The sequence below is a fragment of the Microbacterium sp. 22215 genome, assembly GCF_052045655.1.
Lineage (GTDB): Bacteria > Actinomycetota > Actinomycetes > Actinomycetales > Microbacteriaceae > Microbacterium > Microbacterium phyllosphaerae.
In genome coordinates, this window is sequence record NZ_JBQEPC010000001.1 from 397,142 (window position 1) to 422,075 (window position 24,934).

Genomic DNA, 24,934 nt, shown 5'->3' on the forward strand with positions numbered 1-24,934 from the left:
GGCGCCACGAGAGAATGGATCCATGACGGATGCCGTGCAGCAGCGCTATGCGCGCTTCGCCGAGCAGGAGGCGCCGGGGCGCAGCGACCTGTATGTCGAGTGGGCGGCCGGCGTCGCAGCCGACCGGGAGGTGCAGGGGATCCTCGCTCGCATCCCGGAGAACCGGCGACAGCCTCCGCTCGTGTTCGCGGTGACGCGGATGCTGGGTGCGGGCCTCGTCGGCTACGACGCCTGGCGGGAGTTCGTCGTGGTGCGGGCCGACGAGATCGTCGCCGAGTGCACCGGTCGGCGTCTGCAGACGAACGAGCCGCTGCGTCTGGCCCCGCTGCTGCCCGTGCTCTCGGAGATCGACGGCCCGATCGCGCTGCTCGAGATCGGAGCCTCCGCGGGCCTCTGCCTCTACCCCGACCGCTACTCGTACCGCTTCGTGGATGCTGACGGGCGGTTGCGCGCGTCGCTCGACCCCGTGGATGGGCCCTCGAGCGTCGTCCTCGAGAGCCGCGTCGAGGGCGAGCTCCCGGCGATGCGGATGCCGGAGGTGGTGTGGCGGGCCGGCATCGACCTCGCACCCCTCGACGCCCGTGTCGAGCGGGACCGAGGCTGGCTGCAGGGACTCGTGTGGCCGGGGGAGGAGGGACGCGAGCGCCGGGTGACCGCCGCTCTCGACATCGCCGCCTTCGACCCGCCGCACCTCGTCGCGGGTGACGCGCTCGACCGGATCGACGCGCTCGCAGCCGAGGCCCCCGCCGATGCCGCACTGGTCATCACGACCCCTGGCGTGCTGGTGCACATCCCCCGCGAGGCGCGCACCGCTCTCGTCGACCGCATCCGTGGTCTCGACGCCCGATGGGTGACCATCGATCCTCCCGCGCTGCTCGACGTGTGGGATCCGGCGGTCGACCCCGACACGTGGCCCGGCTTCGTCGTGGCGCTCGACGCAGAGGTGCGTGCCGCGTCCGACCCACTCGGCCGGTGGTGGGAGTGGCGCGCCGGTGTCGGCGCCACGGCGACCTAATCTGGTCACATGCTGGGAGAGCTGAGCGAGCGGGATCGTGCGATCCTCGCGCTGGAGACCGCGTGGCCGCGGCACGGCGGTGCCAAAGAGGAGACGATCCGCACCCAGCTGGGGATGAGTGCCGCCCGGTACTACCAGCTGCTCGGGCGTCTGATCGACTCCGAGGAGGCCCTGGAGTACGACCCCATGCTGGTGCGACGGCTGCGCCGCATCCGGGATTCGCGGGCGTTCCAGAGGGCCTCGCGCACTCCGGGTTTCGTCGGCTGAGAGAACCGCCGCCACGCGCTGAGGCCGCGGGATGCGGATCCTCGGGCCCGTGCCGTTAGCATCGAGGGGTGTCAAAGCCCAGCCGAGATCGATTCGACGACGTTCCCCCCACGTCCGGACGCGTCGGAGCGCATCGCGCCGAAGCCCCCGGGATGAACGGCTGGGTGGTGCTGCTCTGGTCGTTCGTGGCTGCACTGGTGCTGATCATCGGCGGGATCTTCGGCTCTCTCGTGGTGATGGGGCGCATCAGCCTGTTCCCCGAGGCCGTGCCGTCGTCGACCCCCACGCCGGTCGAGACGGGCGTCGTCGACGTGACGTACTCGGTGATGATCCTCAACGCCTCCCCCGACGAGGGGTTGGACGAGCAGATGCGCGACAAGCTCATCAACAGCGGGTGGGCTGCCGACGTGGTGTTCGCGAGCGACAGCGCCAGCCAGGACTTCGCCACCACGACCGTCTACTACGTCGCGGATGAGGACGAGCTGGCAGCCATCGGGCTGGCCAACCTCATCGGCGGGGCAGCGGTCGAGCAGAGCGACTTCTACGCGGATCTGAACGACACGGGTGCGAAGCAGCTCACCGTGGTCATCGGCGTGGACCGCTCGTCGTCGGCACCCGCGACTCCGGCGGAGACTCCCGCCTCCTGAGCCGCCGCGCGGTCCCTCCCCGCAGCTTGCACTCGATGGGGTCGAGTGCCAGAATGGCGTTAGCACTCTCTCACTCTGAGTGCTAAACCCAACGTCTACGTCCAGGAGGGACGACAAAACTCATGGCAAAGATCATCGCTTTCGATGAGGAGGCCCGCCGCGGCCTCGAGCGCGGCCTCAACATCCTCGCCGACGCGGTCAAGGTGACCCTCGGCCCGCGCGGCCGCAACGTCGTGCTGGAGAAGAAGTGGGGCGCCCCCACGATCACGAACGACGGCGTCTCCATCGCCAAGGAGATCGAGCTCGACGACCCGTACGAGAAGATCGGTGCGGAGCTCGTCAAGGAGGTCGCCAAGAAGACCGACGACGTCGCCGGCGACGGAACCACCACCGCCACCGTCCTCGCCCAGGCTCTGGTCCGCGAGGGCCTGCGCAACGTCGCAGCCGGCGCCGACCCGATCTCGCTCAAGCGCGGCATCGAGAAGGCCGTCGCAGCGATCACCGAGGAGCTCCTCGCCAGCGCGAAGGAGATCGACTCCAAGGAGCAGATCGCCGCGACCGCGTCGATCTCCGCCGCCGACCCCGCGATCGGCGAGCTCATCGCCGAGGCGATCGACAAGGTCGGCAAGGAGGGTGTCGTCACCGTCGAGGAGTCGCAGACCTTCGGCACCGAGCTCGAGCTCACCGAGGGCATGCGCTTCGACAAGGGCTACCTGAACCCGTACTTCGTGACGGACCCGGAGCGCCAGGAGGCTGTCTTCGAGGACGCCTACATCCTCATCGCGAACCAGAAGATCTCCAACATCAAGGACCTTCTGCCCATCGTCGACAAGGTGATCCAGGACGGCAAGGAGCTCGTCATCATCGCCGAGGACGTCGAGGGCGAGGCTCTCGCGACTCTCGTGCTCAACAAGCTCAAGGGCATCTTCAAGTCGGTCGCCGTCAAGGCTCCCGGCTTCGGCGAACGCCGCAAGGCGCAGCTGCAGGACATCGCGATCCTCACCGGTGGACAGGTCATCACCGAAGAGGTCGGCCTGAAGCTCGAGAACGCCACGCTCGACCTGCTGGGTCGTGCGCGCAAGGTCATCGTCACCAAGGACGAGACCACGATCGTCGAGGGTGCCGGTGAGGCAGATCAGATCGAGGGTCGCGTCACGCAGATCCGTCGTGAGATCGAGAACACCGACAGCGACTACGACCGTGAGAAGCTCCAGGAGCGTCTCGCCAAGCTCGCCGGTGGCGTCGCCGTCATCAAGGCGGGTGCGGCGACCGAGGTCGAGCTCAAGGAGCGCAAGCACCGCATCGAGGACGCCGTCCGCAACGCGAAGGCAGCCGTCGAGGAGGGCATCGTCCCCGGTGGTGGCGTCGCGCTGATCCAGTCGGGCACCAAGGCTCTCGACGCTCTGTCGCTCTCGGGCGACGAGGCGACCGGTGCGAACATCGTTCGCGTCGCGATCGAGGCTCCGCTCAAGCAGATCGCGCTGAACGCCGGTCTCGAGCCGGGCGTCGTCGCGAACAAGGTCTCCGAGCTCCCCTCGGGCCAGGGCCTCAACGCGGCAACGGGCGAGTACGTCGACATGTTCGCCGCAGGAATCATCGACCCGGCGAAGGTGACCCGCTCGGCGCTGCAGAACGCAGCCTCGATCGCGGCTCTCTTCCTCACCACCGAGGTCGTCGTGGCTGACAAGCCCGAGAAGGCCGCTGCTCCGATGGGTGACCCGTCGGGTGGCATGGACTTCTGATCCATCCGCACTGACAGAAACGCCCCGACCTCGGTCGGGGCGTTTCTGCTTTCCCGGGTGGTCCGGGCGTTCGATCGGTCGCGTCAGCGGAACAGGCTGGCCGAGTACTGATCGGCATCCGCATACTGCGTCGCAGCGCTGCCCAGCGAGTGACCGATCGACTCCAGCACCTGCTCGACGTGCAGCTGTGCCCCGCGCCACTGCTCCGCGCAGGACTGGAACGCATGCGACGCGGTGCCCACCCATGACGACTGCAGCTGCGTGAGCTGCGACATGAGTGTGGCTGATTCGGTCTGCAGACGCTCCATGGTGGCCAGTGCCGCTCCCTGGGCGGCACCTACGGCTTCGGTGTCGACGGTGATGACGGACATGGGAACTCCTCTCGTGTGGTGCTCCGACGATAGGAGGGAGAGGATGCCTGCATCCGCGCGCGGGTCTTCGATCTCCGATCACTGTGCAGAACCCGCAGAGACGCGGTGGCGTGCAGGAGAGAGGGTCAGAGGTTCAGCGGCTCGATCGGCTGCGTGTCCTCGAGCAGATGCGCCGGAGTCGCGCGGGACGGGGCGAGCGGGAACGTGACTGTGAAGGTGGCGCCGCCACCGGGGGTCTCCGAGACGGCCACATCGCCGTGCAGCGCCTTCACGATCGATGCGACGATGGCGAGCCCCAGGCCCGAGCCTCCGGTCTCGCGCGCCCTCGACGTGTCGGCTCGCCAGAATCGCTCGAAGATCTGCTCGCGGATCTGCGGGGGGATGCCTTCGCCGTGGTCGACGATCGAGATGCTCGCCGTACCGCGCACCCGATCCGCGTCGACGACGAGCTCGATCGGGCTCTCCTCGGGCGAGAAGCGGCGTGCGTTGCCCAGCAGGTTGGTGACGACCTGCCGCACCTTGTTCTCTTCGCCGAGCACGATGGGCGGCGTGCGCACCGGGATGTCCGCGGCTTCGGTGAAGTCGATCGCTGGGACCTCGGCCGCGGAGTTGCGGGGGCGCCGCCGCAGCCGGGCCAGCGTGCCCCTCGACAGCCCTCGGGGGGCGGGGGTCTGCGCAGGCGGCACGATCGGGTTCGAGCGCGTCGTCACCTCGATCAGGGGCGCTTCGACGGTGCGATCGACGACCGTCACCGTGCGGGCCGGCGCAGCCGCGCGCAGGTCCAGGGCGGCGTCGCGGGCGATCGGACGCAGGTCGAGCGCCTCGATCTCGGGCTCGCGCTCCTCGTCGAGGCGGGCGAGAGCGAGGAGATCCTCGACGAGCACGCCCATACGGATCGCCTCCTTCTCGATGCGCTCCATGGCTCGGGCCGTGTCTTCTTCGCCCTTGATGGCGCCCATGCGATAGAGCTCGGCATAGCCGCGGACGCTCACGAGCGGGGTGCGCAGCTCGTGGCTGGCATCGCCGATGAAGCGGCGCATGTGCTGCACGGTGCGGTCGCGCTGCGCAAGCGAGCCGTCGACGCGATCGAGCATGGTGTTGATGGCGCTGTTCAGACGGCCGACCTCCGTCGTCGGCTCGAGGTCGGTGAGGCGCTGCGTGAAGTCTCCCGCGGCGATCGACATGGCTGTCGACTCGACCTGTCCGAGCCGTCGGAACGTGAGGGTGACGAGTCCGCGGGTCAGCAGCGCGGCGATGACGATCGTGACGAGGGCGACCGTGATGTAGATGCCGAAGTACTGGCTGATGATGCGGTCCGCGTACTCGAGCGGCATCGCGACGATCTGGATCCTCAGTGAGCCGTCGCCCTCACCCGGCACCCGTGCGACGGCCGCGCGGAAGCTCGTCCCCTTGGTGCCCTCGATCGTGAACCGTGTGTCCTCGTTGGCCTGCACGTCGAGGGGCGAGTACGAGGAGGGGAACAGGGGCGCGCCGTTCGCCGAGTTCCCGGTCGTCGCCTGCAGCACGCCCTCGGCGTCGTAGATCGCGACGAAGAAGTCCCGAGGTGAATCCGTGGGCGTGTAGATCGTCTTGTCGTCGTCGACCGACACATCGAAGTAGCGGTTCGCGAGATCGGCCGAGACCAGTGCGGGAAGCTGCGCGTCGATGTTGTCGACGAGGGAGTTGCGCAGGATCGGGACGGTGCCCAGGCCCGCGGCGAGCAGGCCGAGTGCGAGCACGCCGACGGTGACTCCCGTCACCTTCGCGCGCAGGCTGATCGAGCGCCACCAGCGGGTGACCGCGTCAGGCTTGCGCGCCATACGGTCCTCCCTGGAGACGGATGCTCTGCGGCGTCGACGTGCGGCGGTGGGCCGGACTACTTGCCGACCTTGAGCATGTAGCCGAAGCCGCGCTTGGTCTGGATGACCGACTCCTCGGTGTGCGGATCGATCTTGCGTCGAAGGTACGAGATGTAGCTCTCGACGATGCCCGCATCCCCGTTGAAGTCGTACTCCCAGACATGGTCGAGGATCTGGGCCTTCGAGAGCACGCGGTTGGGGTTGAGCATGAGGTAGCGCAGCAGCTTGAACTCGGTCGGGCTGAGCTCGATGGCCTCCTTGCCCACATGCACGTCGTGGGTGTCCTGATCCATCGAGAGCTCGCCGGCGCGGATGATCGACTCCTCGTCGGCCTGCATGGTGCGCCGGAGGATCGCCTGGGCGCGCGCGACGATCTCGTCGAGGCTGAACGGCTTCGTGACGTAGTCGTCGCCACCGGCGTTGAGTCCCTCGATCTTGTCGTCGGTGCCGTCTTTGGCCGTCAGGAACAGGATCGGAGCGGTGAACCCGGCGCCGCGAAGGCGCTTGGTCACGCTGAACCCGTTCATGTCGGGGAGCATGACGTCGAGGATGATCAGGTCCGGCTCCTCTTCGAGGACGGCGGAGATGGTGGCGGCGCCGTTGGCGACGGTCTTCACCTGGAACCCGGCGAAGCTCAGACCCGTGGACAGCAGGTCGCGGATGTTGGGTTCGTCATCGACGACCAGGATGCGCGCATCAGTCATGTCCCCATTATGGTGACTTCGGCCATGCGGATGCTGATTATCCGTCGGAGCGCCGCTTTCGCCCACCGCGTACCGGCTGCCGGGGAGCCCCGTCCGACCCGTCAGGCAGCGATGGCGTCGGCATCCATGATCGTGTAGCTGTACCCCTGTTCGGCGAGGAACCGCTGGCGGTTCTGCGCGTAGTCCTGGTCGATCGTGTCGCGGGCCACCAGCGTGTAGAAGCTCGCGGTGTGGCCGGACTGCTTCGGACGCAGGAGCCGGCCGAGGCGCTGCGCCTCCTCCTGACGGGAGCCGAACGAACCGGACACCTGGATCGCGACGGATGCCTCGGGGAGATCGATCGAGAAGTTCGCGACCTTCGAGACGACGAGCAGCGAGATGTCGCCTTCGCGGAAGGCGCGGTACAGCTCTTCGCGTTCGTCGATCGGGGTCGCGCCGGTGATCTGCGGCGCGTTCAGCGACTGCGACAGCGAGTCGAGCTGGTCGAGGTACTGGCCGATCACGAGGATCCGCTCGCCGGTGTGCTTGGCGATCAGCTCGCGCACGGCGTCGATCTTCGCCGGAGCGGACGCCGCGAGGCGGTAGCGCTCGTCATCGGTCGCGGCGGCGTACTCGAGCCGGTCTTCCGGCGGGAGGTCGACGCGAACCTCGTAGCAGACCGCGGGGGAGATGAACCCCTGAGCCTCGATCTGCTTCCACGGCGCATCGAAGCGCTTGGGGCCGATCAGGCTGAACACGTCGCCCTCGCGGCCGTCCTCACGCACCAGCGTCGCGGTGAGGCCGATGCGACGGCGTGCCTGCAGGTCGGCGGTGAGCTTGAAGACCGGAGCCGGAAGCAGATGCACCTCGTCGTAGACGATGAGGCCCCAGTCGAGAGCATCCAGCAGCGCCAGGTGAGCGTACTCGCCCTTCCGCTTCGCCGTGAGGATCTGGTAGGTCGCGATCGTGACCGGCTTGACCTCCTTGGCCTGGCCGGAGTACTCGCCGATCTCCTCGGGGGTGAGGCTCGTGCGCTTGAGCAGCTCGTCGCGCCATTGACGCGCCGACACCGTGTTGGTCACCAGGATGAGCGTGGTGGTCTTGGTCGCGGCCATCGCGCCGGCGCCGACGATCGTCTTGCCCGCGCCGCAGGGCAGCACCACGACACCCGATCCGTCCTTCGAGAACGCGTCGACGGCCTCCTGCTGGTACGGACGGATCTCCCACCCGTCCTCGGCGAGCTCGATCTCGTGCGGTGTGCCGGGGGTGTAGCCGGCGAGGTCTTCGGCGGGCCAGCCGATCTTGAGCAGCTCCTGCTTGATCTGGCCGCGTGCCCAGGCGTCGACGATGAAGGTCTCGGGCGTCGGGTGCCCGATCAGCAGCGGCTGGATGCGCTTGTTGTTCGCCACCTGGGCGAGGACGGCAGGGTCGCTGGAGCGGAGGACGAGGGTGCCCTCGTCGTCGCGCTCGATCACGAGGCGGCCGTAGCGGTTGACCGTCTCGCGAAGGTCGACCGAGACCGACGGCGGCACGGGGAACCGCGACCAGCGGTCGAGCGTCTCGAGCATGTCCTCTGCGGTGTGTCCGGCGGCGCGCGCATTCCACAGCCCGAGTCGGGTGATGCGGTAGGTGTGGATGTGCTCGGGGGCGCGTTCGAGCTCGGCGAAGATCGCCAGCTCGTGGCGGGCGCTCTCGGCATCGGCGTGGGCGACTTCGAGCAGCACGGTGCGATCGCTCTGGACGATCAGGGGTCCATCAGACATAGCTGTCCAGTTTACTGGGGTATCACGGTGGCGGCGCGGATGCTCGACACCGGCAGCGTGCGTTCGACGTCGGCTGCGCGGTCTCGCCCGCGCAGGCGTCCGCCGCCCAGTCCCGTGGCTTCGAGGATCAGGTCTCTCGTCGAGCCGTCGGGCATTCCCACGGTCACTCGCAGCACGGCCTTCGCTCGGACCGCCGCGTCGAGCTCGCGATCGAGCCAGGCGGCATCGGCGTCGGGGCCCTGGTGTGCGCGCAGGGCCGAGATGAGCGGCGCGTAGTCCGCGGCGCTCTCAGGCGCCGGCTCGGTCGCGGGATTCCGCTCCCCGGTGATCACGGTGCCGTCCTCGGCGACGAGGGTCGCGGGATAGCGTGCGTCGGTGAGCGCCCAGTAGACGGTGTCGCGTCCGACCCGCGTCGAGAGCGCGGCGACGTGCTTCGTCAGCGCGAGCGGCCGCAGGCTCTGGTCGACGGCCATCGCCTCGATCAGATGCCGGTCGCTGCTCTCGATGCGGGTGCGGCCGGTCTCGGAGTCGACCGACACGCGCACGAGTCCGTGCCGCTGCGCCGTCTGCGACACGAGGTAGCGCAGCGGTTGCGGGATGCCGGTGAGCGAGAGCGCCTCGAGGAACTCCAGGATCGATTCCTCGGTCTCTCCGGCGACGAGTGCGTGGGCGATCGACTCGGGCGTGAACCGGTAGGTGGAGGCCTGCGCCGCCGACTCGCGGGCGGCGATCGTGCGCAGCCGCACGTCGAGCGCGGGAGCGAGCGGGCCCGGCGAGATCGCACTCAGATCGTTCTGCAGGAAGATGCGGTCGACCTCGGCAGGCAGCAGCGCGGTGAGGGGCGCGGGATCCACGGCGCGGCCGAGACGCAGGGGCTCGGCCCATGCGGGCTCACCGTCGCCGTCGGCGATGAGGCCGAGCAGGCGCGCGCGTTCGAGGAGAGCGGCACTGTGCTCGGGCCAGGCGGAATCCCACGGGTGAGCGTGTGGCCACGAGGTCGTCGGAGTCCATCCGCCGTCCGCCGTGCGCACTCCGCGGGGGAGGGCGTCGCGGAAACCGGCGGCGAGTGCACCCCACCGGTCCGAGACGGGCGATCGCAGCCACTCCTCCGTGCGAACGGTCGTGCGCAATCGGCGTTCGTCCGGTGCGACGAGCGCCGAGTCGACGGCGATCGCGATGAGAGCGTCGACCGACTCCGCGGCGACTCCGGACTCTCCGAGTCCCCGCTTCTCGCCGGCGCTGACGTTGCCGCCCGCGAGCAGCGCGAACGGCTTCTCGCGGGCGAGCAGCAGGAGGTCGGCGAGTGCCGACACTGTCGTGAACGCGCGCTCGGCGGCATGAGCGCTGTCAGCCTCTCCGGCGGGCTGCGGTGCCGACATGCGAGGCGGAGTGGGGAGGTCTCGGTCTGCGATCGCGGCTGCGACCGGCGGGAAGGCGGCGCCGTCGGGTCGGATGAGTGCGAGGTGCTCGAGCGTCGCCCGTTCCGGCGCGTGTTCGTCGAGGGGCCGGGAGGCGGCGACGAGCAGTGCTGCAGCCTCTTCGTGCGTCAGGGCGGGAAGCGCCCGCGCGATGGAGGCGGGGTCGAGGAGGGCTTCGGCCGCATCGAAGAAGTCCTGCCAGCCGGCATCCGGACGCACGCGCCGGGCGGTGAACAGGGAGGTGAGCTGCTCGTCGCTCGCCGCGGACAGCCATTCGGCCAGCGGGCGGGCGTGCGTGCTCATGCCGGATTCCTCAGGGCCGCGATGCCGCGCGACCCTTGCGGATGAAGCTCATGGTGAGCAGCACGATGATCATCACGAATGCCAGAGGGAGTCCCCAATAGGGGATAGCGGCGACGAACGGCCACACGCCGGCCCCGAAGTCCTTCTGCTGCATACCCACGGCGGTGCCGATGATGATGGCGAAGAAGCAGATGATGGATGCCGCAGCGAGTCCGAGTGCCGAGAACGCCAGGATGCGATCGATACGGCGAACGGGAACCTCAGGTTCGGGACTCTTGGTGCTCATCGGTCTCAGCCTAGTCGCTGCAGGCGCGTCCTGTTCCCTGGCGTGACCTACGGATTACCCGCCCGGTGACCGGTAGGCTGGAACCGGCCGCATACGTGCGTCCGATCCAGCTCCACACCGACTCAGCGAGGTTTCTCCCATGCCCACCGGCAAGGTCAGGTTCTACGACGAAGACAAGGGTTTCGGCTTCATCGCCACCGATGACGGCCAGGACGTCTTCCTGCACGCCTCCGCGATGCCCACCGGGGCGGCGGTGAAGGCGGGCTCCCGCGTCGAGTTCGGTGTCGCCGACGGCAAGCGAGGTCTGCAGGCACTGTCGGTTCGTGTGCTCGAAGCGCCGCCGAGCCTCGCGAAGGCGAAGCGCAAGCCGGCCGACGACATGGCGATCATCGTCGAGGATCTCGTGAAGCTCCTCGACGGAATGGGCGGCGACCTCCGCCGCGGCCGATACCCCTCATCCGCTCACGGCCGCAAGATCGCGGCAGTCCTGCGCAAGGTAGCCGATGACCTCGAAGCCTGATGTCGACCAGCGTCTGATCGACGCGCACGATCTCGCGCTCGCCGCGCTGCACGAGATCACGCCGACGTCGACGGTCGGACCCGCTGCCGACTACCTCCCCGAAGACGACGGCTCGGTGTCGCTGCGCTTCGAGAATCGCCTCCCGGGGTACCCCGGCTGGTTCTGGACCGTGACGGTCGCCCGCGTCGACGACGAGGAGCCGACCGTGCTCGAGGTCGAGCTGCTCCCCGGTGACGGTGCGCTTCTCGCTCCGGAGTGGGTGCCGTGGGCCGAACGGCTCGCCGAGTACCGCGCCCACCAGGTGGAGCTCGCCGAGCAGGCCGCCGCAGCCGCCGCCGATGCCGACGCGGAAGCCGGTGAGGGCGACGCGGACGAGGCGGAGTCCGACGAAGACGATGAGCTCGATGAGGACCTCGAGGAGGACGAGGATCTCGACGACGACGACGACGATGACGACGACGACGAAGACGACGAAGACGACGAACTCGATCTGGCCGCTGTACCGCGTGAACTCCATGCCGGCGATCTCGATGGCGTCGACATCGACGAACTCGACGATTCCGCCGTCGCGGACGATGACGAGTCGGACGACGACGGTTCCGACGAGTCGGACGATGACGAAGACGAGGATGACGAGTCGGACGACGACTCCGACGACTCCGACGACGAGGATGACTCCGACGACGAGGAGTGACGCTCGACGTCCATGAACGGAAGAAGGGGCCGCGCGCGAGCGCGGCCCCTTCTCCGTCGTCTCGGTGTCAGGCGCCGGTGTTCGCGAGGACGTAGTCGAGCGACCGGGTCAGCTGGCGCACGTCGTCCGGCTCGATCGAGACGAACGTCGCGACGCGCAGCTGGTTGCGGCCGAGCTTGCGGTAGGGCTCGGTGTCGACGATGCCGTTCGCGCGCAGGGTCTTGGCGACGGCTGCGGCATCGACGCTGTCATCGAAGTCGATCGTGACGACGACGGGCGAACGATGCGCGGCATCCGTGACGAATGGTGTGGCGACGTCCGACGCCGTCGCCCAGTCGTAGAGGATGCCGGACGACTCCGCCGTGCGCGCACCCGCCCAGGCGAGGCCGCCGTTCGACAGGATCCAGCTCAGCTGGCTGTCGAGCAGGTGCAGAGTGGTCAGCGCCGGGGTGTTCAGAGTCTGGTTGAGCCGCGAGTTGTCGACGGCGTTCTTCAGGCTGAGGAACTCGGGGATGTAGCGGTCGGATGCGGCGATGCGCTCGATCCGGTCGATCGCCGCGGGGGAGACGGCGGCGAACCACAGGCCTCCGTCGGAGCCGAGGTTCTTCTGCGGCGCGAAGTAGTAGACGTCGGCCTCGGTGGCGTCGAAGTCGATGCCACCCGCGGCACTGGTCGCGTCGATGACCGTCAGCGCTCCGTCGGCGACGACGCGTTCGATCGGTGCCGACACACCGGTCGAGGTCTCGTTGTGCGGCCAGGCATAGACGTCGATGCCTTCGACGATCTCCGCCGCGGTGCGGGAGCCGGGTTCGGACTTGCGCACGTCCGGGGTCTCGAGCCACGGGGCGGCGGCCGCGGCGGCGAACTTGCCGCCGAACTCTCCGAACACGAGGTTCTGGCTGCGGCGCTCGATCAGGCCGAAAGCCGCGGCATCCCAGAACGCCGTCGATCCGCCGTTGCCGGTGATGATCTCGTAGCCCTCGGGGAGGCGGAAGAGCGCCGCGAGCTGCTCGCGGACGCTGCCGACGAGGTTCTTGACCGGGGCCTGTCGGTGCGATGTGCCGAGCAGGGTCGGCCCTGCGGCGAGCAGCGCGTCGAGCTGCTCGGTGCGCACCTTCGAGGGACCGCATCCGAAGCGGCCGTCAGCGGGCAGGAGGTCACGGGGAATCTCGATCGCCATGGATCGATACTACGGCGTGACCCGACGGCCGCCTCACCGCGTGACGCCTGATGTCCCCCGGGAATGTAGGCTTGCCTAAGAAGACCCGGAGGGCCACATGACCGACTTGATCGACACCACGGAGATGTATCTCCGCACCATCCTCGAGCTCGAGGAGGAGAACATCGTGCCGCTGCGCGCACGTATCTCCGAGCGCCTCGGTCACTCGGGCCCCACCGTCTCGCAGACCGTCGGACGCATGGAGCGCGACGGTCTCGTGGTCGTCTCCGAAGACCGCACGCTCGAGCTCACGGACGCCGGTCGCAGCAAGGCGGTCAACGTCATGCGCAAGCACCGTCTGGCCGAGCGCCTGCTCTCCGACGTGATCGGGCTCGACTGGGCCTATGTGCACGAAGAGGCCTGCCGGTGGGAGCACGTCATGAGCGAGCAGGTCGAGCGTCGACTCGTCGAGCTGCTCGGTCACCCGACCGAGTCGCCCTACGGCAACCCGATCCCCGGGCTCGACCAGCTCGGAGACACCCCGGCGCGCACGTTCGACGAGGGAGTCATCGGCCTCGTGCAGAAGCTGAACGCCGCCGGCGCTCCGATCGACGGCACGGTGCGTCGTCTCGCAGAGCCCGCTCAGGTCGATCCCGAGCTCCTCGAGCAGCTCCGCGACGCCGGAGTGGTGCCGGGCGCGAAGGGCGACTACCGCTTCAACGAGGGGTACGTCCTCATCCAGATGGAGGGCAAGGAAGACGGCCTCGAGCTGCCCGTCGAGCTCGCCTCGCACATCTTCCTGGTCGGCGAGCCGGCCTGATCCACGGCTGATCAGCCCTGAGATCCGCGTGATTCCGCCTCTCCGAGGATTGCCAGGTTCGCAGGGTGACAGGATCGTTATCTTCCGGTAACCTCGGACAGGTCGTCGAAGAAGCCCGCTGACGACACCCGAGAGGATTCGCCTTCCAGGCTCGTCGCCCTCCCGGTCAGACCGCACAACGTACCCGAGCTACATTGGTGCCCCGAGAGCAGAGTGCCGACGAGCCAGCGCTACCCGAGCGTGCAGGCGCAGGAGGATCAAGTTTTGGCAAAAGACATCGAATCGCCCGCGAAGACAACTGAAGATCGAGTGGTCGCCCGCCGTTCCGGAACCCGGATCGACGCGAGAAAGGCTGTGAAGCCCCTCCGCTCCATCGCCATCTTCGGGGCGGTCGGTGCTCTGGTCGCCGCCGTCGCGCTGCCCGCCTACGCCGCTTCGAAGCCTGCCGACGCCACCGCGACGGTCCAGCAGCTCGCGGCCGTCGACGCACAGTCGCTCGTCGTCGCCTCGGATGCGACGGCTGCGCCGCTCAGCCGTGGCACGTTCACAGCCACGACTCCTGACGAGATCTCCAAGAAGAAGGCCGAAGAGGCGGCGAAGGCGCGTGCCGCTGCGGCAGCGTCGGCAGCCTCGGCGTCGAACAGCAGCAGCAGCTTCGACATCGGCAACTACGCCCTGGTCTCGCCCGGTTCGGGCGAGGTCCGCTACCCGCTCCCGCAGGGGTCGTACAACGTCAGCCGCACGGTCGGCGGCGCGCACCAGGGTGCAGACATGCTCGCCCCGGCGGGAACCCCGATCTATGCGGCAGCTGCCGGAGTCGTCCGGGCGTCCGCCGAGAGCATCGGCGGCTACGGCGTCTGCGTCATGCTCGACAGCGTCGTCGGAGGTCAGCGCGTGCAGACCACTTACGGCCACATGACGTACGGCTCGCGTCAGGTCCAGGCCGGCGAGACCGTCGCCGCAGGCCAGCTGATCGGCTTCGTCGGCAGCACCGGTCGATCGACCGCGAACCACCTCCACTTCGAGGTCTGGGTCAACGGCGGCCTCATGGAGCCGATCGCCTGGCTCGGCGCCAACGCCGGCTGAGCGCCGGCCGCTGCCGTTCGCTCATTCGGGGACACGCCTTCGCGCGTTCACCCGCAGTTTGACCTTCCCCTGCTTCTGATGGGTTAGCCTGAACCCGTTGTCGCATAGTCGGGAGAAGCTGATGGAGCGAATACCGAACATCCGAACCATGGATGCCCTCGGTCGTCACGTCCTGCTGCATCGTCCGCAGGGACGCCACGGTCTTGCCGTGCGCATGAGGCGCTGTCTGTAGACAGCGCCTTTTTTGCATCCCCGCGAACGCCTCCGCCCTGTGCGGCTTCGTGTGAGTCGAGAGTGCCGGGAAGCCGTCCCGGCGGATCGAGAGGATGACGATGCGCACACTTGTACTGAACGCAGGATACGAACCGCTCGCGATCGTGTCGTTCAAGAGAGCCCTGGTCCTGGTCATGAACGACAAGGCGACCGTGATCGAACGCGTCGAGGACGACCCCGTCTGGGGGAGTCACGGAGTCTACGATCGCCCCGCCGTCATCGTCCTCTCGCGCTACGTCCGCATCCCCATCAGCCGCCGGGTCCCCGTCACCCGACGCGGAGTCCTGCGTCGCGACAACCACCGGTGCGGCTACTGCGGCAAAGCCGCCTCGACCATCGACCACGTGATGCCGCGTTCGCGCGGGGGAGCGGACTCCTGGGAGAACCTCGTGGCCTGCTGCCTGCGCTGCAACAACACCAAGAGCGACCGCACGCCTCAGGAGATGCGCTGGGAGTTGCGGTTCGCTCCGCGTCCGCCCCACGGCAGCGCCTGGACGGTCCGCGGTATCGAGCGCAGCGACCCACGATGGGAGCCGTACCTCGCACTCGCCGCGTGAGCGGGAAGCGAGGGTTCCTCTAGAATGGAACCCTCGCCCCCGTAGCTCAGCAGGATAGAGCAGCCCTCTCCTAAAGGGCAGGTCGCTGGTTCGAATCCAGTCGAGGGCACCCCGTCAGTCGCGACCGCGACGCCACAGCTTCGACGGCCACCAGATCACACGGCCGAGATCGTAGGCGAGCGCCGGCACGAGCAGCGAGCGCACCACGAACGTGTCGAGCAGCACGCCGAACGCGACGATGAACGCGAGCTGCACGAGGAACAGGATCGGGATCACCGAGAGCGCTGCGAACGTCGCCGCGAGCACGAGGCCGGCCGAGGTGATCACCCCTCCCGTGATCGACAGTCCGCGCAGCACGCCTTCGCGAGTGCCGTGCTCGAGCGACTCCTCGCGCACTCTGGTCATCAGGAAGATGTTGTAGTCGATGCCCAGTGCCACCAGGAACACGAATCCGTAGAGCGGAACCGCGGGGTCGGCGCCGGGGAAGTCGAACACTCCGTTGAAGACCAGAGCAGAGACGCCCATCGCCGTGCCGAACGACAGCACGGTCGTGAGGATCAGCAGCACCGGCGCGAGGATCGAGCGCAGCAGCAGCATGAGGATGAGCATGATCACGACGAGGATCACCGGGATGATCAGGTTGCGGTCATGGATCGAGGCGTCGTTCGTATCGATCGCCGTCGCTGTGACGCCACCGACCAGTGCGTCGAGGTCGTCGAGTTGGGTGCGCAGGTCGCGGACGGTCGCCGCCGCCGCGTCGGAGTCGGCGGCATCCGTCAGGGTCCCCTGCAGCAGCACCTCTCCGTCGACCACCGTCGGCTCGGGGGCAGGGGTTCCGGGAGGGCCGACGGCCTCGAGCCCGTCGGCGGTGACCGTCGCCGAACCGCTCGGCGAATCGGATGCCGTGACCGACACCCCGTCGATGCCGTCATCGGCGAGCAGCACGTCAGCGGCATCCTGAAGCCGGTCTTCCGCGACCACGACGTACACCGGGCTGCCGGAGCCGCCCGGGAAGTGCTCGCCCAGCGCGACCTGGCCCTCGCGAGCCTCGGACGCGCCGAGCACGAGATCGGACTGCGGGACGCCGACGGCATTGAGCTGCAGCACACCGGCGGCGCCGGCGAGCAGCACGAGCGTCGTGACGACCCAGATGGCGCGGGGGCGCTTGGTGATCAGGCCCGCGAGGCGAGCCCACAGGCCGGTCTTGCGCATGCCGTGCTCCTCGGCGACGACCTCCGGCTCGAACTTCGGACGTCTCGGCCAGAACACCGCCCGCCCGAACAGCAGCAGGAGCGCCGGCAGCAGGGTGAGCGCTGCGAGCATCGCGAAGACGATGCCGATCGCGGCCACCGGGCCGAGCGTGCTGTTCGACTTGAGGTCGCTCAGCAGCAGGCACAGGAGCCCGGCGATCACCGTTCCGCCGGACGCCACGATGGGCTCGAAGGAGCCCTTCCATGCCGCGAGCACGGCGGTTCCCTTGTCCTGCGCGACGCGGAGCTCCTCTCGGAACCGCGCCACGAACAGCAGGGCGTAGTCGGTCGCGGCGCCGATCACGAGGATGAACAGGATGCCCTGGGTCTGGCCGCTCAGCAGCAGCACCTCGAACTTCGCGAGCCACCACACGACCAGGAGCGCCACACACAGGGCGAACAGGCTCGTGGACAGCACGACGATGGGCAGCAGGAACGATCGGTAGACCAGCACGAGGATGACCAGCACGGCCAGGAGCGCCACTCCGAGCAACAGCCCGTCGATGCCGGCGAACCCGGCGACGAGATCGGCACTGAAGCCCGCAGGGCCCGTGATGTAGACCGTCACTCCGTCGGGAGCCGCATCGCGCAGCTGCGCGGCCAGGGCATCGATCGCATCGGCGAGCTCGGCATCGCCCTCGATCGGGATGAAGGCCTGAACCGCACGGCCGTCATCCGAGACGAGCGCGGGCGAGACATCCTCGCTCACGCCCTCCACCGAGGGGGAGTCCGCGACGGCATCCGAGATGGTCGTGATGTCGGACTCCGAGAGGTCGTCGTCCGAGACGAACACGGCGATCGCCGGGATGGCGTCGCTGTCGTTGAACTCGCCGAGGAGCTTCTGCACCTGCGTCGCATCGGCCGACTCGGGCAGGTAGCTGGTCTGGTCGTTCGAGGACACCTCGTCGACCTTGCCGAACAGGGGGCCGCCGAGGCCGGCGCCCACCAGCCAGACGAGTATCAGCGCCACAGGGATGAGGACGCGGACCCAGGAGTGTCGACGCGTGCGTTCGCGGGTCGGCGGAATGGGCGCGTGCTCAGGGCTGGACATCAGGTTCCTCTCGGGGCGTGCAGATGGGGGGAGTCAAGCGGGGCGATCAGGAGACCCAGGCGAGGATGAGGATCATCGTCGCGAGGAAGCCTGCGAAGTAGTTCAGGGCGATGAAGCGTCGCCAGGCGCGGTTCGTGCCACCGGAGGTCTCATCGGTGACATTCCACCAGGGGGCGGCGTTGACGATGTAGGGCAGAGCGAGTACTGCGCCGAGCGGCCCAGGCCACGTGGTGAAGAGCATCGCGGCGCCGGCGAGAGTCCAGAACGCGATCGACAGCCGCACCGTGGCTCGTGCGCCGATCACCGTGGCGATCGAGCCGATGCCGCCCTCACGGTCGGGGCCGATGTCCTGCACGGCGCCGAACGCGTGCGCGGCCATTCCCCAGAGGAAGAAGGCGACGAGGACGATGACGGCTGTGGGGGTGACGGCGCCGGTGGCGAGGGTGAGGCCGACGATCGCCGGCGTCACGAAGTGAAGGCTCGAGGTCGTCGAGTCCAGGAACGGCCGCTCCTTGAACCGGAGGCCCGGGGCCGAGTACGCGATGACGGCGAACACGCTGATCGCCAGCCAGACCCACGACGCCGGGTTGCCGACGACGACGAGGTAGACGAGGAACGGGATGTTCGTCGCCGCGGCAGCCCACAGGGTGGCTCGGTGGATGCGGGGCGAGAGGAGCGCGCCCTCGATGCCGCCCTTGCGCGGGTTGGCGAGATCGGAGGCGTAGTCGAAGACATCGTTGATGCCGTACATCGCGAGGTTGTAGGGCACGAGGAAGTACAGGGTCCCGATGATCAGCGTGAGGTCGATCTCACGGGTGCTGAGCAGGTAGGCGGCCGCGAAGGGGAACGCCGTGTTGATCCAGCTGATGGGGCGGGACGACAGGACGATCTGTGCGACGTCGCGGCCGACGGATCCCCGGGCGGCGGGCGCGGTCATGAGGCGTCCTCGCCGGTTGCTCGTCGGTCGGCCTTCGCGCGGCGGGCGCGGAGCGCGGCCCACAGGGCGGGCAGGAGGATGGCGCCGGCGATCGGATAGGCGAAGTCCTCGAGCGGGGCGAGACCGATGTGCACGCCGAGCAGGTGCTCGGGGGAGTAGTGGAAGAGGCCTGTCGCGATCATCACGGTGTCGAAGACGGCGGTGAGGATCACGAGCACGACGACGGTGAGCACGATCCCACCCACGTGGGCGCGATGCCGACCTGCGAGGACCGAGAGCAGGATGGCCGCCACGATGGCCGCGCCGACGAACCACGCCGAGAGCTGCAGGTACGTCATGAGGGCTCCTCCACGGCGGCGCTGCTGCGGATGCTCGAGAGGATGCGCACTGCGCCGGTGTAGACGATCATCGTGCAGATCACGAGGAAGAGCAGGAACACCGGCTCTTCGATCGGCAGCTCGGGCGCGAGCACGATCCCGGTCGCGACGGCGGCTTCACCGCGGAAGAAGATCCCTCCGGCGATACCGGCGATATCCCAGATCAGGAAGAACGCGAGTCCCACGGCGGTCACGACGGATGCCGACACCGCGTCGCGCCAGAAGAACAGGCGGAAACGGCGATCGAGCAACAGCATGCAGCCGAGGGCCACGAGGAGGAGCGCCAGATACACGAACCCCATCACGCGGCCCCGCTCGTCGACGCGGCGGTGGTCGTGGCGTCGAGCGGCCCGCTCGAGTGGTCCCCGCGGATGCGCTTGAGCACGATCTCGGCGCTGATGAGACACATCGGCACGCCGACGCCGGGCGCTGTGGTGGCACCCGCGTAGTAGAGGCCCGATACCCGACGAGAGGCGTTCTGGGCGCGGAACATCGCACTCTGCGAGAGGATGTGGGCCGGCCCGAGCATGCCTCCGCGCCACGAGTTGTAGTCGTCGCGGAAGTCCGCGGGGCCCTTCGTCTCACGCACGACGATGCGGTCGCGGAGGTCGGGGATGCCTGCCCATCGCGCGATCTGATCGATCGCCGCATCCGCGGTCTGCTCGATCCGAGCGGAGCCGCTCCCGTCGGAGCCGCCGCCGCCGAGCTCGGTGTCGGCGGGGATCGGAACCAGGACGAAGAGGTTCTCATGCCCGTCCGGCGCGACCGTGTCGTCGGTCGCGCTCGGACGGCAGACATACGTCGATGCGGGCGAGGGGACCGAGGGGTGATCGCCGAAGATGGCGTCGAAGTTGGCATCCCAGTCGTCGGTGAAGAACAGGGAGTGGTGCGGGAGTTCGGGCAGGGAACCTCGGACGCCGAGCATCACGAGCACGGCGCCGGGTCCGCTCGTGCGTCGCTGCCACCAGGACTCGGGATACGTGCGCAGGTGCGGAGGAAGGAGCGCCGTCTCGGTGTGGTGGAGGTCGGCTCCGGAGACGACGACGTCGGCGTCGGCGCGGTGCGTGGTTCCGTCGCCGTCGCGCCATTCGACGCCTGTCACGGCCGTCTCGCCGGAGCGGGTGCCGGTGCTGATCGCGGTGACATCGGCATCGAGCACGATCCGGGCGCCCGCGTTCTCGGCGAGTTCGGCGATGCGCTCGACGACGCGCCAGAACCCGCCCTGCGGATAGCTGACACCCTCGTCGAGGTCGAGCGCGCTCATCAGGTGGTACATCGCGGGGGCCGTGCGCGGGTCGGTGCCGAGGAAGACCGCCGGATATCCGAGCAGCTGGCGGATCACCGGGTCGCGGAAGCGGCGGGCGGCGAAGGACTGCAGGCGTGTGCCCAGGAGCGTGAACAGTCGGGGGAGAGCGCGCAGCACCTCGGGCGTCATCAGCCCGCGCAGCCGCGTGAACGGGTTGTAGAGGAAGTAGCGCTCGGCCATGACACGCGCGTCGTGCGCCGAGTCGAGATAGGCATCGAGGGCCTTCGCGGCGCCGGGTTCGCGAGACTCGAACAGGCGCGACACCTCGGCTCTCCCCGACGGGACGGTGATGGCCGGCGAGGGGTGACCGTCGGCGGTGGGCGCCCGGAAGACGCGGTAGCCGGGATCGAGCAGTGTGAGGTCGAGCTGTTCGGCGGTCGAGGTGCCCATCATCGCGAAGAAGTGGTCGAACACCTCCGGCATCAGGTACCACGAGGGTCCCGAGTCGAATCGGAAGCCCTCTCGCTCGATGGTGCCTGCGCGACCGCCGACCCGGCTGTTCTTCTCGTAGACGGTGACGTCGTGTCCCTCGCGTGCGAGCAGACCGGCGACCGCCAGGCCGGCGACACCGGCGCCGACGACGGCGACCCGACTCATCGGTCGCGCTCCACGGAGGTGACGATGACCGCGCGCGCGGCGAGGAGCGCCTTCATGGGATCGGGCACCCGAACCCGCCTTTCGTAGAGTGTCGATGCCGGTGTCTTCGCGACGCGACGTGTCAGCGCCTCGAAGAGGGCGAGGGCGCTGCGCACAGCGGCACGGGCATCCTTCGGGAGGAGGGGGATCGAGCGTCGAGCGTCGGCGAGCTGCGAGGTGATCGTGCGCACCCAGGCGTCTCGATCGGCATCGGTGAGACGGCCGGAGTCGCCGAGATACCCGCGCTGCAGCCGGTCGGTGTCATCGGCGAGGTCGCGGAGGAAGTTGACGTTCTGGAACGCGGCCCCCAGCTGGCGGGCGCCATGGGTCAGGATCTCGCGTTGCGCGGTCGTCGGGTTCTCGTCTCGGAGGAACACGCGGAGGCACATGAGCCCCACCACCTCGGCGGAGCCGTACACATAGCGCTCGTGCGCGTCGGCGTCGAAGGCGGTGAATTCCGTGGCGGTGTCGATGTCGGCTCTCATCGAGTCGAAGAACGGCTGGGTGAGGTCCTCATCGATGCCGCATTCGCGTGCAGTGCGGGCGAAGGCGTGCAGTACCAGGTCGGTGCTGTAGCCGACTCGCATCGATCGATGGGTCTCGGCGACGTACGAGGCGAGGGCCTCGGACTGGGCCGAGGCGTCGAGTCCGGCCTCGGCGGCGACTCCGTCGACGATCTCGTCGGCGATGCGCACCATCGCGTAGATGTTGCGCACGTGCTGGCGGTGACGCTCGCCGAGCAGGCGCGTGGCGAGTCCGAACGAGGTCGAGTAGCTGCGGATGACTTCGGTGGACGCGGTGTCGGCGGCGCGGCTGAACCGCCCCAGACTCTCGCCCGAATCGTCGCGCGACGTCGGGGTCATGCCTGCCGCCCCTCGAGCTGCGAGGCGGAGACGAGGATCGATCGTGCGGCGTCGGAGCTGATCTCGCCGGCAGCCTCCGCGTCGGACAGCAGGGCGTAGACCGCGTCGAGCTGCTCGCCGATCAGACTCACGACGAATCTCTCGGCTCCGCACTCCTGCAGGAGATCGCGGATGGCGGTGGCGTCGTCCAGGCTCAGATCGGGGCATCCGAAACGAGGGGCGATCTGCGCCCAGGCGCTCGTCGAACGGGCGAACGCGATGATCGCGGTCTCCTTGCCCTCGCGCAGATCCGAGAAGGCATCCTTCCCGTGCTTGCGATGGTCTCCGAACACGCAGAGCAGGTCGTCCTGCAGCTGGTAGGCCAGGCCGAGGTGCCGCCCGACCGTTTTCAGCGTCTCCTCCGCCGATTCGGAGGAACCGGCGAGCAGCGCGGCTGCCCGCAGCGGAAGCGAGAACGAGTAGGTCGCCGTCTTGTACACGCTCATGGTGAGCACGGTGGCGACGTCGGAGGCGATGATCCCGTGGCTCAGCGCCACGTCGGTGTGCTCGCCGGCCACGGTCTCGAGGATCGTCTGCTCGACGAGATCGAGCAGGCGCACCCGCACGCTCTGCGGGACATCGGCTCTGGCGAAGCCCATGATCGCCGCCGACAGCAGCAGATCTCCCATCAGGATCGCGCTCGAGCGCGCCCAGTGCAGCGAATCCTCCTCCGTCGCCCCCGGGGTGGTGGCGGCGAGTTCACCGATCAGGTTCGGCCGCTTGCGTCGGGTCAGGTCGCCGTCGATCACATCGTCGTGCAGCAGGAACGCGTAGTGCAGCAGTTCGATGTGGGTGGCGACGTCGACCGCAGCGATGCTGGGCTCAGGGGAGGCATCCGAGACCAGGGCACGGTGGATGTCGAGAAGCAGTCGCGGCCGCACCAGCTTTCCCCCGAGGGCGTGATCGGCCGTCGAGCGCCACAGGGCTGCGAACTCGGAACCGTAGACCTCGGCGTTCTCGCAGTGGAAGGTGAAGCGCTGGCGCAGCAGCTGTTCGACCCTCGTGCTCATGTCTTCTCGGATCGCGGTGGCAGACACGATCAGACCGCCCCGAGCTCGCGCAATCGGGGAAGCTGCTCGACCAGCCAGGGGCTGAACGCGAACGGAGCGGCGGAGACGGCGTCGGCGAACTCCGCCGGATCGACCCACGCCCATTCCGAGACCTCATCGGGGTCGGGGGAGAGAGGGCCGTCGGCGATGGCGACATGCACCGGGCAGATCTCGTTCTCGACGATCCCGCTCGCGTCGACGGCCCGGTACCGGTAGTCGGGGATCGCGAGGGAGAGCTCGGTGATGCGGAGGCCGAGTTCGTCGTGCGCGCGGCGGTGGACGGCATCGAGCATGTCTTCGCCGGGGCGAGGATGCCCGCAGAAGCTGTTGGTCCAGACGCCCGGCCAGGTGAGCTTGGACAGCGCCCGTCGGGTCACCAGCAGGCGCCCGTCGCGATCGAGGACATGGCACGAGAAGGCGAGATGCAGAGGGGTGTCCGTCGTGTGCACCGCGGCTTTCGAGAGCACGCCGATCGCGACTCCATCTGCGGAAAGGAGGGTGACCTCATCCAACGGGGAACCTCCTCGATTTCGCTAGCTTAGCTAATAATCAACATAACATGAATCCAATGGTGTGTAGCATGATGGCATGGACAACGGATCTGACGCCAGTCCCCGGGGGATCGGGGCGTCAGAGGTGATCCCCCTCCGTGGCGAGATGTCGCCCGACGGGCTCGCCCATTCGGCGATCTACGACGTCGAGTCGAGCGACCCTCGGAGCACGCTGGTCGATCGCTCCGGGGTCGACCCGGAAGACCTCCGGCAGATCGCTCTCGTCATGGGCGCTCTGGGGGACCTGAGGGATGCCGAGCAGAAGCTGTCGCTCGCGTCCCGACGCTACATGCGGCTCAATGAGACCGACATGCGTGCGCTCCACTACCTGATCGTGTGCGCGAATCGCGGCGCGACGGCCACTCCCGGCGGCATCGCCACGCATCTGGGGATCTCCACGGCGTCGACGACGAAGCTGCTCGACCGCCTCGAGAAGGGCGGACACATCCGCCGAGCACCGCATCCCACCGACCGGCGAGCTCTCGCGATCACGATCACCCCGGAGACCCGTCAGGCGGCCATGGAGACGGTGGGGCGCCAGCAGGCGAAGCGGTTCTACTCCGCGGCGCGGCTGACGCCCGACGAGCGTGACGTCGTGATCAGGTTCCTGTCGGACATGGCGCAGGAGATCACGCTCCGGGATGAGCCGTGGGCTCAGGCCGGAGTCGCGACCTCCGAGTGAGTCAGTGCGCGGCGTTGTACGCCTCGACGACGGGAGCCGGAATGCGGCCCCGCTCCGAGAGCGTGTAGCCGTTGTCGTTCGCCCATGCCCTGATCGCGGCCACCTCGGGGTTGCGCCCTGGGCGCTTCCTCGGGGCGGCGGAGCGCACGGCGCCGGAGGAGCCCGCGCGTCGTCCGGCCGAGATGTACGGCTCGAAAGCCTTGCGCAATTCCTCCGCGTGCGCGGTGTTCAGGTCGATCTCATAGGAGGCGCCGTTGAGCGAGAAATGCACGGTCTCGCCTTCGCCGACCTCGAGTACGGTTCCGTCGATGTCATCGACCAGCTGGTGCACAATTCTTCTTGCCATGGGAGTGACATTACCCCGGGAATGCGAAATATGACACGTCGAGTCGTGTCTATTCGTGGCCGGGGTCGATCAGCTTCAGGCCGACGATGCAGCCGACGAGTCCGAGCAGCAGAAGAATTCGCGGCCAGGAGATATCGCTGTCGCCGGTGGCCATCGCCCAGATGACGGTGAGAGTGGCGCCGATTCCGACCCACACCGCGTAAGCGGTGCCCGTCGCGATATCGCGCATGGCGAATGCGAGCCCGATCATGGAGAGGATCAGACCGCCCACGAAGATGATGCTCGGCCAGAGTTTGGTGAGTCCCTCCGATTTGCCGAGCGCCGTCGCCCAGACGGCTTCGAGGACTCCGGATACGACCAATACGATCCACGACATGATGGTCC

Annotated in this window: 27 protein-coding genes and 1 tRNA gene; 11 read left to right on the forward strand and 17 right to left on the reverse strand. The window is 68.3% G+C overall.

Annotated elements, in window-relative coordinates; all coding sequences use genetic code 11:
* Positions 1-22 precede the first annotated feature (22 nt).
* The 4 genes from ACTJKH_RS02050 (at position 23) to groL (ending at position 3,671) form a co-directional block, all read left to right on the forward strand.
* Complete coding sequence (locus tag ACTJKH_RS02050) at positions 23-1,015, forward strand: DUF2332 family protein (protein WP_440735560.1); 993 nt, start codon at positions 23-25, stop codon at positions 1,013-1,015.
* A gap of 9 nt (positions 1,016-1,024) precedes the next feature.
* Positions 1,025-1,282 (forward strand): DUF3263 domain-containing protein, encoded by a 258-nt coding sequence (locus tag ACTJKH_RS02055; RefSeq protein ID WP_440735561.1) that lies wholly within the window; start codon positions 1,025-1,027, stop codon positions 1,280-1,282.
* Between the two features lie 68 nt (positions 1,283-1,350).
* Positions 1,351-1,929 carry a LytR C-terminal domain-containing protein gene (locus ACTJKH_RS02060; RefSeq protein ID WP_440735562.1) on the forward strand — a complete coding sequence of 193 codons (579 nt, stop codon included), beginning with the start codon at positions 1,351-1,353 and terminating at the stop codon, positions 1,927-1,929.
* A gap of 122 nt (positions 1,930-2,051) precedes the next feature.
* Positions 2,052-3,671 carry a chaperonin GroEL gene (gene groL / locus ACTJKH_RS02065; RefSeq protein ID WP_440735563.1) on the forward strand — a complete coding sequence of 540 codons (1,620 nt, stop codon included), beginning with the start codon at positions 2,052-2,054 and terminating at the stop codon, positions 3,669-3,671.
* 83 nt (positions 3,672-3,754) lie between these two features.
* Here the strand turns inward: groL and ACTJKH_RS02070 are convergent, their stop codons facing one another.
* From ACTJKH_RS02070 to ACTJKH_RS02095, 6 genes are all read right to left on the reverse strand, one after another.
* The gene (locus tag ACTJKH_RS02070) at positions 3,755-4,042 is read right to left on the reverse strand and encodes a WXG100 family type VII secretion target (protein ID WP_210098582.1); all 288 of its coding nucleotides are present in this window, start codon (positions 4,040-4,042) and stop codon (positions 3,755-3,757) included.
* Positions 4,043-4,167: 125 nt separating this feature from the next.
* Positions 4,168-5,862: a sensor histidine kinase gene (locus ACTJKH_RS02075; RefSeq protein ID WP_440735564.1), complete on the reverse strand. Its 1,695-nt coding sequence runs from the start codon at positions 5,860-5,862 to the stop codon at positions 4,168-4,170.
* 56 nt (positions 5,863-5,918) lie between these two features.
* Positions 5,919-6,605: a response regulator transcription factor gene (locus tag ACTJKH_RS02080; RefSeq protein ID WP_201471433.1), complete on the reverse strand. Its 687-nt coding sequence runs from the start codon at positions 6,603-6,605 to the stop codon at positions 5,919-5,921.
* 101 nt (positions 6,606-6,706) lie between these two features.
* Complete coding sequence (locus ACTJKH_RS02085) at positions 6,707-8,347, reverse strand: DNA repair helicase XPB (RefSeq protein ID WP_440735565.1); 1,641 nt, start codon at positions 8,345-8,347, stop codon at positions 6,707-6,709.
* An 11-nt stretch (positions 8,348-8,358) separates the two neighbouring features.
* Positions 8,359-10,068 (reverse strand): helicase-associated domain-containing protein, encoded by a 1,710-nt coding sequence (locus ACTJKH_RS02090; protein WP_440735566.1) that lies wholly within the window; start codon positions 10,066-10,068, stop codon positions 8,359-8,361.
* A gap of 10 nt (positions 10,069-10,078) precedes the next feature.
* Positions 10,079-10,354, reverse strand: a complete 276-nt coding sequence (locus ACTJKH_RS02095; protein WP_210098578.1) for a multidrug ABC transporter ATPase — start codon at positions 10,352-10,354, stop codon at positions 10,079-10,081.
* A 139-nt stretch (positions 10,355-10,493) separates the two neighbouring features.
* Between ACTJKH_RS02095 and ACTJKH_RS02100 the strand changes: the two genes are divergently transcribed.
* Both ACTJKH_RS02100 and ACTJKH_RS02105 read left to right on the forward strand, forming a co-directional pair.
* Positions 10,494-10,874 (forward strand): cold-shock protein, encoded by a 381-nt coding sequence (locus ACTJKH_RS02100; RefSeq protein ID WP_210098577.1) that lies wholly within the window; start codon positions 10,494-10,496, stop codon positions 10,872-10,874.
* Positions 10,858-11,568 carry a DUF3027 domain-containing protein gene (locus ACTJKH_RS02105; RefSeq protein WP_440735567.1) on the forward strand — a complete coding sequence of 237 codons (711 nt, stop codon included), beginning with the start codon at positions 10,858-10,860 and terminating at the stop codon, positions 11,566-11,568. The genes ACTJKH_RS02100 and ACTJKH_RS02105 overlap by 17 nt, the downstream gene beginning before the upstream one ends.
* A gap of 67 nt (positions 11,569-11,635) precedes the next feature.
* On the opposite strand, the gene serC is transcribed toward ACTJKH_RS02105, so the two are convergent.
* Positions 11,636-12,748 (reverse strand): phosphoserine transaminase, encoded by a 1,113-nt coding sequence (serC, locus tag ACTJKH_RS02110; protein WP_440735568.1) that lies wholly within the window; start codon positions 12,746-12,748, stop codon positions 11,636-11,638.
* 97 nt (positions 12,749-12,845) lie between these two features.
* On the opposite strand from serC, the gene ACTJKH_RS02115 reads away from it, so the two are divergent.
* The 4 genes from ACTJKH_RS02115 to ACTJKH_RS02130 all read left to right on the forward strand — a co-directional run bounded on the left by ACTJKH_RS02115 (position 12,846) and on the right by ACTJKH_RS02130 (position 15,572).
* Entirely contained in the window at positions 12,846-13,547 is a 702-nt protein-coding gene (locus tag ACTJKH_RS02115; protein WP_210098574.1) for a metal-dependent transcriptional regulator, read from the forward strand.
* Between the two features lie 354 nt (positions 13,548-13,901).
* Complete coding sequence (locus tag ACTJKH_RS02120) at positions 13,902-14,633, forward strand: M23 family metallopeptidase (protein WP_259162070.1); 732 nt, start codon at positions 13,902-13,904, stop codon at positions 14,631-14,633.
* A gap of 332 nt (positions 14,634-14,965) precedes the next feature.
* Positions 14,966-15,463 (forward strand): HNH endonuclease, encoded by a 498-nt coding sequence (locus tag ACTJKH_RS02125; protein WP_259162069.1) that lies wholly within the window; start codon positions 14,966-14,968, stop codon positions 15,461-15,463.
* Between the two features lie 35 nt (positions 15,464-15,498).
* Positions 15,499-15,572, forward strand: a tRNA-Arg gene (locus tag ACTJKH_RS02130).
* A 5-nt stretch (positions 15,573-15,577) separates the two neighbouring features.
* Here the strand turns inward: ACTJKH_RS02130 and ACTJKH_RS02135 are convergent.
* The 8 genes from ACTJKH_RS02135 to idi are packed head-to-tail and all read right to left on the reverse strand — an operon-like array spanning position 15,578 to position 23,483.
* Positions 15,578-17,764, reverse strand: a complete 2,187-nt coding sequence (locus ACTJKH_RS02135) for an MMPL family transporter (RefSeq protein ID WP_440735569.1) — start codon at positions 17,762-17,764, stop codon at positions 15,578-15,580.
* A gap of 46 nt (positions 17,765-17,810) precedes the next feature.
* The gene (locus ACTJKH_RS02140) at positions 17,811-18,701 is read right to left on the reverse strand and encodes a prenyltransferase (protein ID WP_440735570.1); all 891 of its coding nucleotides are present in this window, start codon (positions 18,699-18,701) and stop codon (positions 17,811-17,813) included.
* The gene (locus tag ACTJKH_RS02145) at positions 18,698-19,039 is read right to left on the reverse strand and encodes a lycopene cyclase domain-containing protein (RefSeq protein ID WP_440735571.1); all 342 of its coding nucleotides are present in this window, start codon (positions 19,037-19,039) and stop codon (positions 18,698-18,700) included. The genes ACTJKH_RS02140 and ACTJKH_RS02145 overlap by 4 nt, the downstream gene beginning before the upstream one ends.
* On the reverse strand, positions 19,036-19,380 hold the full coding sequence (locus ACTJKH_RS02150; RefSeq protein ID WP_440735741.1) for a lycopene cyclase domain-containing protein: 345 nt from the start codon (positions 19,378-19,380) through the stop codon (positions 19,036-19,038). Before ACTJKH_RS02150 ends, ACTJKH_RS02145 begins: the two co-directional genes overlap by 4 nt.
* Positions 19,380-20,981 (reverse strand): phytoene desaturase family protein, encoded by a 1,602-nt coding sequence (gene crtI, locus ACTJKH_RS02155; RefSeq protein ID WP_440735572.1) that lies wholly within the window; start codon positions 20,979-20,981, stop codon positions 19,380-19,382. Before crtI ends, ACTJKH_RS02150 begins: the two co-directional genes overlap by 1 nt.
* Positions 20,978-21,883 (reverse strand): phytoene/squalene synthase family protein, encoded by a 906-nt coding sequence (locus tag ACTJKH_RS02160; RefSeq protein ID WP_440735573.1) that lies wholly within the window; start codon positions 21,881-21,883, stop codon positions 20,978-20,980. The genes crtI and ACTJKH_RS02160 overlap by 4 nt, the downstream gene beginning before the upstream one ends.
* Positions 21,880-22,932: a polyprenyl synthetase family protein gene (locus ACTJKH_RS02165; RefSeq protein ID WP_440735574.1), complete on the reverse strand. Its 1,053-nt coding sequence runs from the start codon at positions 22,930-22,932 to the stop codon at positions 21,880-21,882. Before ACTJKH_RS02165 ends, ACTJKH_RS02160 begins: the two co-directional genes overlap by 4 nt.
* A 29-nt stretch (positions 22,933-22,961) precedes the next feature.
* Positions 22,962-23,483, reverse strand: a complete 522-nt coding sequence (gene idi, locus ACTJKH_RS02170; protein ID WP_440735575.1) for an isopentenyl-diphosphate Delta-isomerase — start codon at positions 23,481-23,483, stop codon at positions 22,962-22,964.
* 145 nt (positions 23,484-23,628) lie between these two features.
* On the opposite strand from idi, the gene ACTJKH_RS02175 reads away from it, so the two are divergent.
* Positions 23,629-24,204 (forward strand): MarR family winged helix-turn-helix transcriptional regulator, encoded by a 576-nt coding sequence (locus ACTJKH_RS02175; protein WP_440735742.1) that lies wholly within the window; start codon positions 23,629-23,631, stop codon positions 24,202-24,204.
* Between the two features lies 1 nt (position 24,205).
* On the opposite strand, the gene ACTJKH_RS02180 is transcribed toward ACTJKH_RS02175, so the two are convergent.
* Positions 24,206-24,550, reverse strand: coding sequence for a histone-like nucleoid-structuring protein Lsr2 (locus ACTJKH_RS02180; protein WP_210098563.1), 345 nt, complete (start codon positions 24,548-24,550; stop codon positions 24,206-24,208).
* A 49-nt stretch (positions 24,551-24,599) separates the two neighbouring features.
* Positions 24,600-24,926 (reverse strand): DMT family transporter, encoded by a 327-nt coding sequence (locus ACTJKH_RS02185; RefSeq protein ID WP_440735576.1) that lies wholly within the window; start codon positions 24,924-24,926, stop codon positions 24,600-24,602.
* Between the last annotated feature and the right edge of the window lie 8 nt (positions 24,927-24,934).

Excerpts from the sequence above, each read along its gene's own strand:
- ACTJKH_RS02050 (WP_440735560.1), top strand. The coding sequence starts at position 23 with ATGACGGATGCCGTGCAGCAGCGCTATGCGCGCTTCGCCGAGCAGGAG.
- ACTJKH_RS02055 (WP_440735561.1), top strand. The coding sequence starts at position 1,025 with ATGCTGGGAGAGCTGAGCGAGCGGGATCGTGCGATCCTCGCGCTGGAG.
- groL (WP_440735563.1), top strand. The coding sequence starts at position 2,052 with ATGGCAAAGATCATCGCTTTCGATGAGGAGGCCCGCCGCGGCCTCGAG.
- ACTJKH_RS02070 (WP_210098582.1), bottom strand. The coding sequence starts at position 4,042 with ATGTCCGTCATCACCGTCGACACCGAAGCCGTAGGTGCCGCCCAGGGA.
- ACTJKH_RS02075 (WP_440735564.1), bottom strand. The coding sequence starts at position 5,862 with ATGGCGCGCAAGCCTGACGCGGTCACCCGCTGGTGGCGCTCGATCAGC.
- ACTJKH_RS02080 (WP_201471433.1), bottom strand. The coding sequence starts at position 6,605 with ATGACTGATGCGCGCATCCTGGTCGTCGATGACGAACCCAACATCCGC.
- ACTJKH_RS02085 (WP_440735565.1), bottom strand. The coding sequence starts at position 8,347 with ATGTCTGATGGACCCCTGATCGTCCAGAGCGATCGCACCGTGCTGCTC.
- ACTJKH_RS02090 (WP_440735566.1), bottom strand. The coding sequence starts at position 10,068 with ATGAGCACGCACGCCCGCCCGCTGGCCGAATGGCTGTCCGCGGCGAGC.
- ACTJKH_RS02095 (WP_210098578.1), bottom strand. The coding sequence starts at position 10,354 with ATGAGCACCAAGAGTCCCGAACCTGAGGTTCCCGTTCGCCGTATCGAT.
- ACTJKH_RS02100 (WP_210098577.1), top strand. The coding sequence starts at position 10,494 with ATGCCCACCGGCAAGGTCAGGTTCTACGACGAAGACAAGGGTTTCGGC.
- ACTJKH_RS02105 (WP_440735567.1), top strand. The coding sequence starts at position 10,858 with ATGACCTCGAAGCCTGATGTCGACCAGCGTCTGATCGACGCGCACGAT.
- serC (WP_440735568.1), bottom strand. The coding sequence starts at position 12,748 with ATGGCGATCGAGATTCCCCGTGACCTCCTGCCCGCTGACGGCCGCTTC.
- ACTJKH_RS02115 (WP_210098574.1), top strand. The coding sequence starts at position 12,846 with ATGACCGACTTGATCGACACCACGGAGATGTATCTCCGCACCATCCTC.
- ACTJKH_RS02125 (WP_259162069.1), top strand. The coding sequence starts at position 14,966 with ATGCGCACACTTGTACTGAACGCAGGATACGAACCGCTCGCGATCGTG.
- ACTJKH_RS02135 (WP_440735569.1), bottom strand. The coding sequence starts at position 17,764 with ATGTCCAGCCCTGAGCACGCGCCCATTCCGCCGACCCGCGAACGCACG.
- ACTJKH_RS02140 (WP_440735570.1), bottom strand. The coding sequence starts at position 18,701 with ATGACCGCGCCCGCCGCCCGGGGATCCGTCGGCCGCGACGTCGCACAG.
- ACTJKH_RS02145 (WP_440735571.1), bottom strand. The coding sequence starts at position 19,039 with ATGACGTACCTGCAGCTCTCGGCGTGGTTCGTCGGCGCGGCCATCGTG.
- ACTJKH_RS02150 (WP_440735741.1), bottom strand. The coding sequence starts at position 19,380 with ATGGGGTTCGTGTATCTGGCGCTCCTCCTCGTGGCCCTCGGCTGCATG.
- crtI (WP_440735572.1), bottom strand. The coding sequence starts at position 20,981 with ATGAGTCGGGTCGCCGTCGTCGGCGCCGGTGTCGCCGGCCTGGCGGTC.
- ACTJKH_RS02160 (WP_440735573.1), bottom strand. The coding sequence starts at position 21,883 with ATGACCCCGACGTCGCGCGACGATTCGGGCGAGAGTCTGGGGCGGTTC.
- ACTJKH_RS02165 (WP_440735574.1), bottom strand. The coding sequence starts at position 22,932 with ATGAGCACGAGGGTCGAACAGCTGCTGCGCCAGCGCTTCACCTTCCAC.
- ACTJKH_RS02175 (WP_440735742.1), top strand. The coding sequence starts at position 23,629 with ATGTCGCCCGACGGGCTCGCCCATTCGGCGATCTACGACGTCGAGTCG.
- ACTJKH_RS02180 (WP_210098563.1), bottom strand. The coding sequence starts at position 24,550 with ATGGCAAGAAGAATTGTGCACCAGCTGGTCGATGACATCGACGGAACC.
- ACTJKH_RS02185 (WP_440735576.1), bottom strand. The coding sequence starts at position 24,926 with ATGTCGTGGATCGTATTGGTCGTATCCGGAGTCCTCGAAGCCGTCTGG.